The following is a 13,522-nucleotide window of genomic DNA, read 5'->3' on the forward strand; positions in this document are numbered from 1 at the left end:
GATAGGTTCCTCCGATTCCTCTCGCATTTCACGAAAGATCCGCGCCTCGATGCATGTCGCCTACAGCCTGCTCGGCATCGTTCTCATCATGGCGGCAGCCTTCCTGCTTTCCACCGACCGCAAGGCGATCCGCCTGCGGGTGGTGGGCGCGGCCTTCGCGCTGCAGGCGGGCCTTGCCGCTCTCGTCCTCTACGTTCCCTTCGGCAACCGCGTCCTGCGTGGGGCGGCCTCGGGCGTGGAGAGCCTGCTCGGCTATGCTCATGCCGGGATCGACTTCCTGTTCGGCCCGATCGCCTCGGCCGAGATCGGCGGCACCAGCTTCGCGATTTCGGCGCTGCCGGTCATCATCTTCTTCGCCTCGCTGATCTCGATCCTCTACTACCTGAAGATCATGCCGCTGGTGATCCACTGGATCGGCGGCGCGCTGGAGAAGGTGACCGGGATCAGCAAGGTGGAAAGCCTGTGCGCGGCCTCCAACATCTTCGTTGGCCAGAGCGAGAGCCCGCTGGTGATCCGGCCCTACCTGGCCAGCCTCAATCCCTCGCAGCTGTTCTGCGTGATGACGGTCGGTCTGGCCGGTGTCGCCGGCACGATCCTGGCCGCCTATGCGAGCATGGGCATCCGCATCGACTATCTCGTCGCCGCCGCCTTCATGTCGGCGCCCGGCGGCATCTTCATGGCCAAGATGATCATGCCCGACCCGCGCGGGCCCCACCCGGACGAAAGCAACGTCCACGAAGGCTCCTCACCCCCCGCCGGCATGGCCGCCGCCGCGCTCAACCGCGAGGACGTGACACACCAGCCCGGCGTCCACGTCGAAGAGCCCGAACCCGTCGAACACGACGAGGAAAAACCCGCCAACCTCATCATGGCAGCCTCGCAAGGCGCGCAGACCGGCGTCAAGCTGGCCGTGGCTGTCGGCGCCATGGTCCTGGCTTTCGTCGCCCTGATCGCGCTCGCCAACGGCATCGTCGGCTGGGCGGCAGGACTGTTCGGGTTCCAGGACGTGACGTTCCAGTCGCTACTGGGCTACGTCTTCGCACCGATCTTCTACCTGCTCGCCGCGCCCGACTGGACAGAGGCGATGCACGCGGGCGGCCTGTTCGGCACCAAGATCGTGCTCAACGAATTCGTCTCGTTCATCGAACTGGGCAAGGATTCGATGCTGTCGCAGCGCACCGTGGCCGTCGTCACGTTCGCGCTGTGCGGTTTCGCCAACTTCTCCTCGATCGCGATCCAGATGGCCGTGACCGGCGGCCTCGCACCCAACCAGCGCCCGACGATCGCAAGGCTGGGCATCCGTGCACTGGCCGCCGGCAGCCTCTCCAACCTGATGAGCGCGGCGCTGGCGGGGCTGTTCCTGGGCATGGCCTGAGCCAAGCGCCCCGGCGATCTTGCCGACATTCGTCTGGACAATCGCCAAAGGCAGCGCTTCCTTTCTCCCATCGCCGTCAGAGCCGGTCCGGAGAGAGCCATGAAACCCGAGGAATTTCGCAACACCTACGGCCCGGTCGCTCTCGTGACCGGTGCCTCGTCGGGAATCGGGCTGGCATTTGCAGAGGAGCTGGCGGCACGAGGCTTCGATCTGGTGCTGGTCGCCCGGCGCACCGACCGGCTTGAAGCCCTTGCACAGCGGCTGCTGAGTTCGTGCGGCGTGCGCACCCGGGTGATCGGCGCCGATCTGTCCGATCCCGATGCCCCGGCCCGCCTGCTGACCGAAACCGAAGGGACCGACATCGGCCTCGTGATCAGCAATGCCGGTTTCAACATCAAGGGTGCGTTCGAGACCAAGGACGCCTCGGCCATGGCCAGGATGCTCACCGTCAACTGCCACGCGCCCATGCAGCTTGCCCACGGCTTCATCCCTCGCCTGAAAGCGCGGGGCCGCGGCGGCATCGTGTTCACGGCCTCGGTCGAGGGGCTGATCGGCTGCCCCTATTCGACCGCCTATTCGGCCTCGAAAGCGCTTGTCGTCTCGCTTGGCGAAGGCCTGTGGGGGGAACTGCAGGGCACGGGCATAGACGTTCTTACGCTATGCCCCGGCGCCACCGAAAGCGAGGCGACGGCAAACCTAAACGGTATAACCAACCTGCAGCCCGCCGCGGAAGTCGCCCGCCTCACGCTCGACAACCTGCGCGAGGGGCCCACCTACATTCCCCATGCGCACTATCGCGGCATGTTCGAGCACTTGCGCAGCCTGCCGCGGCGTGAAGCCCTGGCGAGCATGGCACAAGGCATGAAAGACCTGGCCTGATCCCTGCCATCGGGCGCTCTGCAATCCGGCGCCACGCCTCCCGAGCGCAGGTGCACCACAGAGCCCGAGAGTATCACAGGCGCCCGCCTCTCAAGTATTTATACACAGAAAAATAGCTAATTTTACTTACTTATGCGTGATTGCCTACTGAATTAAACGATTTAATGGACCTTCGTTCGAAATTTCGATTTCTAATGAAAATCGTTTTCATAATATTTCGACCAATATTTTAACTTGTCTGAAGTTTTCCAGTATATAGATTCCAGTCAATACTTCCTCGAATCGTAGCATGCGACGAACGAGACAACCGTTGCAGGCAAGCCGCCGTTCGGCTGCCCCGACCCCAAGGCTCAGCATTGCGCTGCGCCGGCCGCCGCCTCTCCATACCCCCCCAGAGGCGGCGGTTCCGGGGCCCGGGAGCGCTGGCAAGGCGCAGACGAACTTCATGCCTTCTCCCGCCATTTCGTGCTATTCTGCCCAAGCCGCCACGGGGGAAACGACCAAGGGGGAGCGCGATGCTCACAGACTCGAATGTTCGGCCCTACCAGTTCCAGCTCGCGCCCGACCGCCTGTGGCAGGCGATCAACCCCTGGACGTGGAATCTGGACACCGGCCCCATCGGCTTGATCAACGTCAACATAGGCGCCACGAAGCGCCCCGAAACCGAACGTGCGATCCTCGATGAAGTCGGCAGCTACGGCAGGCAGATCGGGCACATCGGCGATGCGCTGGAAGTGCTGATCCGCCATCTCGACCTCAAGGACCTGGGCCAGTCGGAACAGGATGCGCTGGACGTCCTCAAGGGCGACCTGGCGCAGATCCGGGGCATCAAGGCGCGAGACAAGGGCTCATGACCTTGAGCTGGCCACTGATCGCACTCGTCGCACTGGCCATCTTCGTGCTGGGCTGGCTCTCCGGGCGAACGTCCAGAACCGAACGCGACCTGTCAGGGCCACCCGCCACCTCGCAACCACCCACCCGGCAGCCTCGCCCGGATCCTGGCCCCTCGGTCCGGGCCGAGATCGAGGCCGCGATCGCCGAAGGGCGCAAGATCGAGGCGATCAAGCTCCTTCGCGAAGCCACCGGCATGGGCCTCAAGGAAGCGAAGGAAGCCGTTGAGGCGATGGAGCGTCGCTAGAGCCTAGATCGCCGCGAACACGGCCAGCGCAATATCGACCCACAGCGCGAGCACAAATACCGCGCCCAGCGAGAAAGCCAGCCCCCGGGGGCCCGGGTTGTTGGTCGTCATGTGCACGACGCTCTGCACGATGCGAGCGCCTGCGAAACTCCAGGCGAAGATCAGCGTCCACAGCCCGACCGCGCCCATGACAAAGGCCGTGATGCAGGCCGCGTAGAACAGCGTTGGCAGTTCGAACAGATTGTCCCAGTGACGCGCTGCCGCGGTCGCCGCCTCGGGCTCGGGTGCACCTAGATGCGCCCGGTAGAAATCCGGGTCCTGCCCCGCCTTCACGGCTGCCCCGCGCGCAATCGCCATTTTCACGAACGCGACAAAGGTCAGTGCGACGACAGTGAGCACCGGCAAAAAGATCAAGGTCTGGCTGGTGGCGTGCATGCGTGTTTCTCCCCCATATTCCCATCTGGCCGGAAGGATGCCCAAGCCGGAACACGCCCGCAAGCGCGACGGAGCGCAGCAGGAGGCCGCTCGCCTTACTCTGTCAGCCGAAAGACAGGCCCCTCGGACAGGGCCACCTGTCAGTTGCCGGCAGTCTCGTCCGCGGGAACATTGGTCATCGGGGTCGTCGGCAAGTCGACCGGCACCTTGGGGCCTTCCGGCTCGACCGCCCATTCGGTCGACTGCCCGGTGGGCTCCGGCGCAGCAACGATGTCGCTGGTGTCGCCCGAAGGATCCCACAACCAGACCAGGAGAACCACGAGCAGAAGCAGGATGATGATGATCCAGAACCACTTGGCGCGGCCGGTAGGCGCAGGATCGGCCATGAGCACTCTCCCTTGTAAAGCGGGTGCAAAACACTGCACTGATGCAAAGCGGGTGGTAGCAAAAAGTTCCCCCCCTACACAATCGGCATCTCTACACCCGGCTGCATCGTGCCGTCCACGCGCACCCGCAAAAGCGGAACTGCCGATTACCAAATATTAACCACATCCCATTAGCTACCGGCATTGGAAAACCGTGGACTGCGGCCGGACATGGCAGTGCGCCAGAAACGGCATACACGACGTCGGAATCCGGTTGAGATCAGCGCCTGCACACGTGTGCTGCTGCATGAAGGTTATGAGTTAGAATGGCCTTAGCTTTTCGAGGACAGACGGACGGCCCGCTCTACCAGTCGCTGAAAAAGGCGCGGACCGGCATCATCTCCGTAGTACTGCTCAGCGTACTGCTCAACATCCTGCTGCTCGGCGGGTCGATCTACATGATGCTGGTCTATGACGAAGTGCTGCCCAGCCACAGCATGCCGACGCTTTTCGGACTGCTGCTGATGATCACGGTCGTCTATGCTTTCCAGAGCCTGTTCCACATCCTGCGAAGCAATATCCTGACACAGATCGCGGGTTCGATGGACCTCGAGATGGCCCCCCGCATCCAACAGGCGATCAGCCATCTTGCCGTCAACGGGCATAGCGACGTCGAAGCCATGCTGCCGGTTCGCGACATCGACCAGATCCGCTCCTTCCTGGCTTCGCCCGGGCCGACCGCCCTCATCGACCTGCCCTGGATCCTGTTCTTCCTCGTATTCATCTCGATGCTGCACATCTGGCTGGGCGTGACCGTCCTGGCAGGCGCCATCGTCATGATCGGCCTGACCGTGCTCAACGCCCGCCTGACCGCCACCGGGGTCCGCGAGCTGGCCAGCATGTCGGCGACGCGCTCGGCGATCGCCGAGGCGAACCGCCGCCACGCCGAAACCCTGCGGGCGCTCGGCATGGAAGGCCGGATCAACGATCACTGGCTCTCGGTCAATTCCGTGTATCTGGACCGGCAGCAGCACTTCTCGCGGCTTGCCGGCCTGCTCGGCGGCGCCAGCAAGGGCTTTCGCCAGTTCCTGCAATCGGCCGTGCTGACCGTGGGCGCCCTGCTCGTCATTCGCGGCGAGGCTTCGGGCGGCATCATATTCGCAAGTTCGATATTGTCCGCCCGTGCGCTCGGCCCGGTCGATCAGGCCATTGCCAACTGGCGCGGTTTCGCCGGCGCGCGCGATGCCTGGCGGCGGCTCAACACCCTGATCGCCCGGCTTCCGGATCACGCCGAAATCACCCAGTTGCCCGCGCCCAAAAACGAACTCACGGTGGAAGCCCTCACGCTTGGCCCGCCCGCGCTGGGCATGCCCACGCTTCGCAACATCAGCTTCTCGCTCTCCGCCGGCGACGGCATCGGCATCATCGGCCCCAGCGGCTCGGGCAAGTCGACGCTGGCCCGCGCCCTGACGGGGATCTGGCAGCCCATGGCCGGCAGCGTGCGCCTCGACGGTGCGACCATCGACCAGTGGAACTCGGACGAACTGGGCCGCCACATCGGCTACCTGCCCCAGGACGTGCAGCTCTTCGACGGCACCGTCGCGCAGAACATTGCCCGCTTCGACCCGCACGCGACCAGCGATGACATCATCGCCGCGGCCCGCGCCGCCAATGCCCACGACCTGATCGTCCGGCTGCCCGACGGTTATGAAACCCCGGTGGGGTCCGACGGACTGGCGCTTTCTGGCGGCCAGCGCCAGCGGATCGCCCTTGCCCGCGCCCTGTTTCGCGACCCCTTCCTGCTGGTGCTGGACGAGCCCAATGCCAATCTGGACAGCGAAGGCGATACCGCGCTGATCCAGGCGATCGAGAACGCGCGGCACCGCGGCGCCATCGTGGTCGTCATCGCGCACCGCCCGGTCGTCCTGAACGCGCTCGACTACGTCCTGTGCATCCACGGCGGCGTGGCGCGCGACTTCGGTCCGAAGAACGATGTGCTCTCGCGCGTCCTCTTGCCCAGCCAGCGCAATGCGCCACCCGTGCGCGTTGCCGCATCAGCCTGAACCGCCTGACAGGAACCCACCCATGTCCACGATGCTGATGGAAATCGATACGGTCGAACGCGCCATCCACTCCGCCGACACGATGCGTGAAGGCATGTCCAAGACCGTTCGCACCGCCACGGCCTCTATCATCCTGTTCACGGTCGGAATCGTCGGGTCCGCAGCACTCCTGCCGATGGGCAGCGCGGTCGTCGGCTCGGGCGAGGTACAGGCGGAATCGCTCGTGAAGGAAATCTCGCACCCCACCGGCGGCGTGATCTCGGCCATGCTCGTCAAGGAAGGCGATCACGTCAAGAAAGGCGATGTCCTGATCCGTTTCGATTCGACGGTCAGCGGCGCCAACGCGGAATACTCGGGCATGACGGTGACCCAGCTGCTGGCCACGCGCGCCAGGCTTCAGGCGGTACAGCTCGCACGGCCTTCGATCACCTTCCCCGACGAACTGGCCAACAGCACCGACCCTGCCGCCAAGCAGGCCATGGAAGACCAGCAGCGCCTGTTCGAGCTGGACCAGCAGAAGAATGCCAGCATGCGCGCCCAGCTCACGCAGCGCATTGCCCAGTATCAGCAGGAAATCGTCGCCAGCCAGCGCCAGGCCGCGGCGATGAACCAGCAATACGCCCTGATCGTTCCCGAACGCGACGGCCTGCGCAAGTTGTGGGACAAGCGCCTGGTGTCGATCAACCGCCTCAACCAGATCGAGCGCACGGCGGTGGAACTGAAAGGCCAGTCCGCCTCCCTTTCCGCCCAGATGGCACAGAGCCGCGCCCGCATCGGCGAAGTACGCGAACAGATCCTGAATATGGAACAGACCGTCCGGTCCGATGCCGGCACCCAGCTGATGACGGTGAATTCCCAGCTCAACGACCAGCGGGTGCGCGCCGCGTCCGCCAGCGACACCTACGACCGCAGCGCCGTGCGCGCACCCTATGGCGGTGTGATCGACAAGCTGGCGTTCAACACCATCGGCAGCTTCGTTCCGCCGGCGCAGCAAATCGTCGAAATCGTGCCCGACGACGACAGGATGGAAGTGACCACGCAGATCAATCCGATGGACATCGATCAGGTCCGCGTCGGGCAGGACGCGCGCGTCCGCTTCACGGCTTTCAGCGCCCCCTCGACCCCCGAAGTCACCGGCAAGGTGGTATTCGTGTCGGCCGACCGCGCGCAGGACAACCGCACGGGGATCAGCTACTATCGCGCCCGCATCGCCCTCACCCGCGACGACCTCAAGAAGATTGGCGATACGAAGCTGAAGTCCGGCATGCCCGCCGAAGTGTTCATCACCACCGGCTACAGGACGATGCTGTCCTACATCACCAAGCCGCTACGCGACCAGTTCGCCCGGGCCTTCCTCGAAAGCTGACCCTGAATTTGGCCGGATGATCGCGCGTCGGGCAGGCTTTCATGCTGCCACGACACCTTTGGCGACAAGGCCTTAGTAAAAAGATGTCGGTACTTTCGCCGGCCCTATCGCCCTACCGCATGCCGCAAGTTAAAGCATTTTTAACGCGGACGGCTGTAATGAATCCGCGATACCTTATCGAGGGAGCACATGCCATGGGATTGGCAGTACAACTGCAGTTGGAACAGCGCGCGGGCGACCGTCGCGATGTCGCGATCCCGGCAACCATCCGCAAGACGGGCGCCCCCATCGACGTGGAGATCGAAAACCTCTCCGTCACCGGTTTCCGCGCAAGCCTGAACTCCATCCTGAAAGAGGGTGACAGTGTGTCGATCGGCGCGGCATGGCTGGGACGCCGTACAGCGCGCGTGGTCTGGGCGATGCACCCGCGCTACGGCTTCGCTTTCGATGCCCCGCTGCAGACTTCCGATGTCCTGGCCGCAAAGGCGATCGAAAACGTCGAGCCGCTCGGCAATATCGCATTTCCCCCGGAACAGGACGCAGCCCCGCTGGTCGAACGGCCCGTACGGCTCGGCGTCGTCCGGTCGGTTGCACTCGCGACGGCCGAAACCTTCATAGCGATCGGCGAAGGCCTGAGGCGCCGCGTCGTATCCTGAAGCCGCGCTGGCGCCTTTGACCCCCGCCGCATTCCATCCGGAAAATCTCGACACCCTGCGTCCTTGACCACTCCCGGCCTTGCCGCGGGCGGTACAATCACGTTTCAAGATAAGACGATCGTGCCCTAGGCTACCAGCGGTTCGGGCTCGCCGGTGTCGGTCTGATAGACCTTCTTCCTGTTGTAGGCGACGAGCACGGGAACGTCCAAATCATCCAGATCGTCGGCACCGCGCACGCGCCGGTTCAGCAGTTCGATCACCACCGAGATCTGGACGCCCAGGACAAAGCCGATCACCAGCGCCAGCGCCGCAATCACGGGTATGTTAGGCGAAACCGGCTTGGGCGAGGCCGTGGCATCCCCTATCGGCTTCAGCCCGGTATGGCTCGAAGCGATGGCCTGCTGCAATACGGCGGCCTGCCCGGTAAGCACGATCGCCCGCTGCGAAAGGACGGAGACTTCGCTGGCGATCAGCCGCGCCGGCTGAAGCTTGCCCCGGTCTTCCAGCAACCGGGCGGTCTGCGCGGTAATCGCGCCTGCCGTCCCTACCACTTGCGGCGCCGATCCGGCACTGGCGGCAGGGTTGACCGCCTGGGCCACGAGCGCCGCACGACGCGCCTGCAATGCCAGGACCGTCGGGTGATTGGGGCCAAGCTGGATCTGCGCCGAAGCCAGCGCCGCATCCAGACTCGCAATCTGGCCGAAAGCCTGCTGATTGCGCGGCACACGCCGAGCGGCGGCCTCCTGGGCCAGGCGCGGGCTGCCCGAAAGCGCCTGCAATGCAAGGCTGATGCTGTCGCTGTTGTCATCGAACAGGTGCACGTTGTTGGCCTGCTCGAAGTCACGCTTGCGCTTCATCGCACTGTCGAGCGCGCTGGCGACTTTCGCCCCCTCTTCGCGAATCGTTTCCAGCCGCTCGAGGTCGTTCTTCCGCCTGACCTCAAGCATGCGGTCCAGATAGACCTCACGCACGATCGCGGCCCCGTGCTGCGCATCCTGGGGCGAATCCGAAAAGAAGTTGATGTCGAAGAACGGCGCGTTCGCGTCCCAGCGAACGTCCGTCTGCTGGCTGACGCCGCGGGCGCTCGAGCGAAGGCTGCGCAGATAGGCGGGATTCGAGGTATCGCCGCCCGGCGGCGATATGACGTAGCCCAGCTTCAGCGCGGCAGGCTCCGTCACCAGCGGATCCCCGATGATCGCGGTCTGGGTTTCGGAAAAGCGCGAAAGGACCGTTCGCGACAGGTACTTGCCCGTGAGCGGATCAGGTTCGAGGTTGTCCGCCTCGACGCGCGCCGACCCGACATATGTCTTGGGCAGCGACCGCGCCACCATAAGGGCGGTCAGCAGACACGTCACCGTGGCCAGGGCAATGGTGACCCAGTGCGCGCGGCATATGCGCAGCCAGTTCAGGCCAAGCATGGCACGAGCCCCCGCCCCACGCCCGGAACAGGGCGGACGTCACGCCGCGACAGTGCCCTTCCGGATTCGCTCAACTCGTTATCCTGTCGAAAAAAGGAATGCGGCGAAAGATCATGGCCTTCACGAAGATCGGTCCGAACAGTCCACAAGACAGCATGACCAGCATATAAAGCGGAAAGAACGTATCGTTCCACGTAAAAAAGCGGTCCATGATGAACTTGCTTGAGAAAATGAAGAGAGTGTTGAGAAGGTATATTACGAAACTGTATTCGCCAATCCACTGCGTAAAGCGGTTGAAGCGCGGCCAGTCCCGCCGGCACAGGCCATGCAGGACGGCCAGCGACGCCAGACCGCAGGACAGGATCGATATGTAATAGATCCTCAACAGGCGCGTGATCACCAGCACCAGCACGAACACCAGAATGGCCGAAAGCAGGTTCTCGTCCACCATGCGCGTCCAGCGCCCGGCATCGCCCGCCACCACGCCTCCGACAAAGAAGAAGCCGCCGTAAATGAAAAGCCGGTTCACGTAGAGAACGTCGAGCCCCGGCGTCGTTACCAGCGGCATGAGCGGAATGAAGATGATCGCCAGATGCAGCGGCGTAGGCAGGATCGGCCGCAGCAGCACCGCGACAACGATCAGTTCGAACAGCACCGCCACATACCACAGGAACTGCGCCGGGCTCTCGGCCGTATGCACGACCAGGCTGTCGCCGGCATAGGCCAGGAATGCCTGCAGCAGATGCGACATGCCCCCCGAACCCGCGAGCGCGATACGGGCCTGCCCCTCGACAACGAAACTGGCCGCCACCAGCAGCATGCCGAAAATCGTGAAGGGAACGAGCAGCCGGTAGGCTCGCTGCGCAAGAAACCGCAGGGGCGCGGCCTGCGCCTTCTTGTCGCCGCCGGTGTAGTAGAAAAGGAACCCGCTCACGAACAGGAAGAACGGCATGTGGAACGAATAGATCGCCGTGCGCATGACGAAAAACCAATGCGCGCCCGGCGGTGCCGGCGCCACCAGCAGATGGCCGATCACCACGAGAACGATCCCGAGCCCCTTGCATCGCGTAAGATCATCGAGGCGAGGCCGGGAACGGGCGGTTTCGGGAAGCGTGGGCGAATTGGAAGTCGTCGTCACTGATCCTGCCTGGATGACTTCACCAGCCGGCAGGATACAGACCGTACGCTTAATCCCGCCTTTGCCATTCCGGCTCTATAGGGTACATCGCAAAAAGCAAGTGTGGGCAAGCGCATGCGGCCCGCCTCACCCCGGTTTCGGGCGTGAGAAAGGTTCCCGGAAAGGTGGTCATGCAGCAAACGGTCCGATTCCTGTTCTGGTCCAGAGACAGGCAGACACGTCGCCCCTTCACGCTATCCGGTTACCACCCCTCCGAATCGGGGCTTGCTGCCAAGTTCGCCCTGAAGGCGGCGATCGTTCTGGTAGCGGCCATACTCGGACTGGCCATCGGTGGCCTGCCGCTGAACCGCATCGTGGTTCCGCTGCTGCCGCTCGTCGTCCTGACGCTGCTCATCATTTGGATCCTGCCGGAAAACCGCAATCCGCCGACCCGGTTCATGAGTTTCACCTTTTTTGCCTATTTCGTGGCCGTGGTGGTCTGGCCCTACTATCTCGCCATCCAGTTGCCGGGCCTGCCGCTGATAGAAATTCGCCGCCTGTTCGTCGCGCTGTCGATCCTGGGCTTCCTGATCTGCTATTCGACCTCCCGGGCTTTCCGGGACGAGCTGTGGCGCATCTGCCGCGCTTCCTCTCTGGAAGTAAAACTGCTCTGGGCCTTCGTCGCCTTCCAGGCGCTCTCCGTCCCCTTCTCCGTCGACGTGGCGGGATCGATACCCACTTTCGTGAAGAACCAGCTGGGCTGGACGGCGGTCTTCTTCATCGTTGCCTACGTGATGTCGAAGCCGGGCAACGTGGACCGTTTCGCCAATATCATCCGCGCGCTCGCCGTGTTCCTGGTCGTGCTGGGCTACTTCGAATACCGCAATCAGGGCCTGTTGTGGGCCAATCACATCCCGTGGTTCCTGAAGGTCAGCGACCCGGCGATGATCAACCTGCTCGACCCGATGTTCCGCGAAGGCGAATACCGCGTGACCGGACCGTTCTCGACCTCGCTGTCCTATAGCGAATTCATGGCGATGGCGATGCCGTTCTTCCTCCACTACATCGTCGAGGGCCGGAAGCTGTGGCTGCGCGCCGTGGCGCTGCTGTGCCATGCGCTGGTGTTCTATGGCATCCTTCTCACCCAGGCGCGCGTGGGCATCGTCGGCGCCCTGGCTGCCCACGGCGTCTATTTCGCGGCATGGACGATCCGCAAGTGGCGCCTCGAACGCACCAACATCGTCGCAGCCGCGCTGCTGTTCCTCATGCCGGTCCTGCTGGCGCTCTCGGCAACGGCAGTGCTGACCGTACCGCGCCTGAGGATCATGACGCTGGGCGGCGGTGCGCATGCCGCCAGCACGCAGGGCCGCGTGGAACAGATGAAGGCGGCCATCCCGCTCATCATCAAGCGGCCCGTGATCGGATACGGCCCCGGCGAAGGCGCCGGCGTGCTCGGCTACCGCAACCCCGCGGGCGAGCTTTCCATCGACAGCTACATCCTGGCCGCGGCCCTGAACTACGGCCTTGTCGGCTTCCTCGTGATGACCGCCATGTTCGGCCTGTTCGTCCTCAAGGGAATACAGGTCGGGCAAGCGAGCAAGGGAGAAACCAGCGTGGCGATCGCGGCGGCAACCAGTATCGCCGTCTGGATGGTCGCCAAGATCGTGCTGGCCCAGGAAGACAACGTCTCGGTCGTCTTCATGATGATGGGGCTGATCGCGGCATGCGCCTACCGGGTTCGGCAGGACGCGCCCTCCGCAGGCGTGTCGACGACGCGCCGCTGGCTTTAGGACAACCTGCCCCTTAGGGACGCCGTCCGTTGACGTTGCCTTTCACCGTGCAATCGGTGCAGCGAAAGACCCGGATCACGACGTGGCGCTTTGCGTCTTTCGGCGTTTCGGCGACATTGTTGACGATGACGCAATTCCGGCAATCGTAGACCGCCACGCCGTTCACGCGGTAGGCACGCACCCGGTTGTCGGCAATCGTGATCCGGTCGAAACCGCCGTCGTCGACGCCCTTGCGCACGTGGTTGAACGCCGTGAAGCCCTGCATGTCGCCGTCGGAACTGTTGCGCAGCAACTTCACGTCCTGCGTGATCCCCCTCGTGGGCGACGACCACATCTGGATGCAGTCGGGATGGGCTTTGCCCGTCCTGAAATCGCTGCACGAGCTGTCCGTCACCGTCACGCGCTGGGATGACCCGATATTGATGCCGTCGATCGTCATGTTGACGATCCGGGCGTGCGAAACGGAGACGTCCTGGGATTGGGCAATGACAAGGCCGCGCTGCGCGGACGTCATCTTCACATTCTCGAAGCCGATGTCCCGGCTGTTGAGGACGTGGATCGCATAGCCCTGGCTCACCAGGCCGAATGTGCCGCCGACGACGCGCACCCCTTGCGCGTTGCCGATTTCCAGCGTCGCGCGCGCATCGGTCATGTTGAGCGTGACCGGTTCGGACCATGTCTTGCCCTGGATGCGGATCTTCCCGTAATCGCCCGGCGCCAGCACGATGACCGCGCCGGGAGGGGCATCCTCGATCACCCTTTCGACGGTGGCTGGCGTGGCCGACAGCGTCGAGCCGAGCGCCATCATGAGGATCGACATGATCTTGCCTCCTAGAAACACCCATGCACCGGCCAGGAACGCCGCCAGCACCAGTCCTCCGGCAGCGTAATATACCGACGGCCTGAACAAGGGCTGTCGC

Annotated in this window: 13 protein-coding genes; 8 read left to right on the top strand and 5 right to left on the bottom strand. The window is 63.7% G+C overall.

Features of this window, described 5'->3' with window-relative positions:
- Positions 1-49 precede the first annotated feature (49 nt).
- From NZK81_RS02325 to NZK81_RS02340, 4 genes are all read left to right on the top strand, one after another.
- Complete coding sequence (locus NZK81_RS02325) at positions 50-1,375, top strand: NupC/NupG family nucleoside CNT transporter (RefSeq protein WP_260043507.1); 1,326 nt, start codon at positions 50-52, stop codon at positions 1,373-1,375.
- A gap of 99 nt (positions 1,376-1,474) precedes the next feature.
- Positions 1,475-2,254, top strand: coding sequence for an SDR family NAD(P)-dependent oxidoreductase (locus NZK81_RS02330; protein ID WP_260043508.1), 780 nt, complete (start codon positions 1,475-1,477; stop codon positions 2,252-2,254).
- Positions 2,255-2,769: 515 nt separating this feature from the next.
- Entirely contained in the window at positions 2,770-3,108 is a 339-nt protein-coding gene (locus NZK81_RS02335) for a hypothetical protein (protein WP_260043509.1), read from the top strand.
- Positions 3,105-3,392, top strand: a complete 288-nt coding sequence (locus NZK81_RS02340; protein ID WP_260043510.1) for a ribosomal protein L7/L12 — start codon at positions 3,105-3,107, stop codon at positions 3,390-3,392. Before NZK81_RS02335 ends, NZK81_RS02340 begins: the two co-directional genes overlap by 4 nt.
- Before the next feature lie 3 nt (positions 3,393-3,395).
- Here the strand turns inward: NZK81_RS02340 and NZK81_RS02345 are convergent, their stop codons facing one another.
- Complete coding sequence (locus tag NZK81_RS02345) at positions 3,396-3,827, bottom strand: MAPEG family protein (RefSeq protein ID WP_260043511.1); 432 nt, start codon at positions 3,825-3,827, stop codon at positions 3,396-3,398.
- 140 nt (positions 3,828-3,967) lie between these two features.
- A complete protein-coding gene (locus NZK81_RS02350) occupies positions 3,968-4,213 on the bottom strand; it encodes a hypothetical protein (RefSeq protein ID WP_260043512.1) in 246 nt (81 codons plus the stop codon).
- 305 nt (positions 4,214-4,518) lie between these two features.
- Between NZK81_RS02350 and NZK81_RS02355 the strand changes: the two genes are divergently transcribed.
- From NZK81_RS02355 to NZK81_RS02365, 3 genes are all read left to right on the top strand, one after another.
- Positions 4,519-6,255: a type I secretion system permease/ATPase gene (locus NZK81_RS02355; protein WP_260043513.1), complete on the top strand. Its 1,737-nt coding sequence runs from the start codon at positions 4,519-4,521 to the stop codon at positions 6,253-6,255.
- Positions 6,256-6,277: 22 nt separating this feature from the next.
- On the top strand, positions 6,278-7,621 hold the full coding sequence (locus NZK81_RS02360) for an HlyD family type I secretion periplasmic adaptor subunit (protein ID WP_260043514.1): 1,344 nt from the start codon (positions 6,278-6,280) through the stop codon (positions 7,619-7,621).
- A gap of 194 nt (positions 7,622-7,815) precedes the next feature.
- Positions 7,816-8,277 carry a PilZ domain-containing protein gene (locus NZK81_RS02365; RefSeq protein ID WP_260043515.1) on the top strand — a complete coding sequence of 154 codons (462 nt, stop codon included), beginning with the start codon at positions 7,816-7,818 and terminating at the stop codon, positions 8,275-8,277.
- Positions 8,278-8,402: 125 nt separating this feature from the next.
- Here the strand turns inward: NZK81_RS02365 and NZK81_RS02370 are convergent, their stop codons facing one another.
- Positions 8,403-9,695 carry a GumC domain-containing protein gene (locus NZK81_RS02370; RefSeq protein WP_260043516.1) on the bottom strand — a complete coding sequence of 431 codons (1,293 nt, stop codon included), beginning with the start codon at positions 9,693-9,695 and terminating at the stop codon, positions 8,403-8,405.
- A gap of 70 nt (positions 9,696-9,765) precedes the next feature.
- Positions 9,766-10,833 (bottom strand): acyltransferase family protein, encoded by a 1,068-nt coding sequence (locus NZK81_RS02375; RefSeq protein ID WP_260043517.1) that lies wholly within the window; start codon positions 10,831-10,833, stop codon positions 9,766-9,768.
- Positions 10,834-11,003: 170 nt separating this feature from the next.
- Here NZK81_RS02375 and NZK81_RS02380 point away from each other — a divergent pair, with 170 nt between their 5' ends.
- Positions 11,004-12,602 carry an O-antigen ligase family protein gene (locus NZK81_RS02380; protein ID WP_260043518.1) on the top strand — a complete coding sequence of 533 codons (1,599 nt, stop codon included), beginning with the start codon at positions 11,004-11,006 and terminating at the stop codon, positions 12,600-12,602.
- A gap of 13 nt (positions 12,603-12,615) precedes the next feature.
- Here NZK81_RS02380 and NZK81_RS02385 read toward each other — a convergent pair whose 3' ends face one another.
- Complete coding sequence (locus NZK81_RS02385) at positions 12,616-13,422, bottom strand: right-handed parallel beta-helix repeat-containing protein (RefSeq protein ID WP_260043519.1); 807 nt, start codon at positions 13,420-13,422, stop codon at positions 12,616-12,618.
- Positions 13,423-13,522: the final 100 nt, after the last annotated feature.

The sequence above is a fragment of the Novosphingobium mangrovisedimenti genome, assembly GCF_025153475.1.
Classification (GTDB): domain Bacteria; phylum Pseudomonadota; class Alphaproteobacteria; order Sphingomonadales; family Sphingomonadaceae; genus Novosphingobium; species Novosphingobium mangrovi_A.

Coding starts and splice junctions, on each gene's coding strand:
- NZK81_RS02325 (WP_260043507.1), top strand. CDS start 50: ATGCATGTCGCCTACAGCCTGCTCGGCATCGTTCTCATCATGGCGGCA.
- NZK81_RS02330 (WP_260043508.1), top strand. CDS start 1,475: ATGAAACCCGAGGAATTTCGCAACACCTACGGCCCGGTCGCTCTCGTG.
- NZK81_RS02335 (WP_260043509.1), top strand. CDS start 2,770: ATGCTCACAGACTCGAATGTTCGGCCCTACCAGTTCCAGCTCGCGCCC.
- NZK81_RS02340 (WP_260043510.1), top strand. CDS start 3,105: ATGACCTTGAGCTGGCCACTGATCGCACTCGTCGCACTGGCCATCTTC.
- NZK81_RS02345 (WP_260043511.1), bottom strand. CDS start 3,827: ATGCACGCCACCAGCCAGACCTTGATCTTTTTGCCGGTGCTCACTGTC.
- NZK81_RS02350 (WP_260043512.1), bottom strand. CDS start 4,213: ATGGCCGATCCTGCGCCTACCGGCCGCGCCAAGTGGTTCTGGATCATC.
- NZK81_RS02355 (WP_260043513.1), top strand. CDS start 4,519: ATGGCCTTAGCTTTTCGAGGACAGACGGACGGCCCGCTCTACCAGTCG.
- NZK81_RS02360 (WP_260043514.1), top strand. CDS start 6,278: ATGTCCACGATGCTGATGGAAATCGATACGGTCGAACGCGCCATCCAC.
- NZK81_RS02365 (WP_260043515.1), top strand. CDS start 7,816: ATGGGATTGGCAGTACAACTGCAGTTGGAACAGCGCGCGGGCGACCGT.
- NZK81_RS02370 (WP_260043516.1), bottom strand. CDS start 9,695: ATGCTTGGCCTGAACTGGCTGCGCATATGCCGCGCGCACTGGGTCACC.
- NZK81_RS02380 (WP_260043518.1), top strand. CDS start 11,004: ATGCAGCAAACGGTCCGATTCCTGTTCTGGTCCAGAGACAGGCAGACA.
- NZK81_RS02385 (WP_260043519.1), bottom strand. CDS start 13,422: ATGTCGATCCTCATGATGGCGCTCGGCTCGACGCTGTCGGCCACGCCA.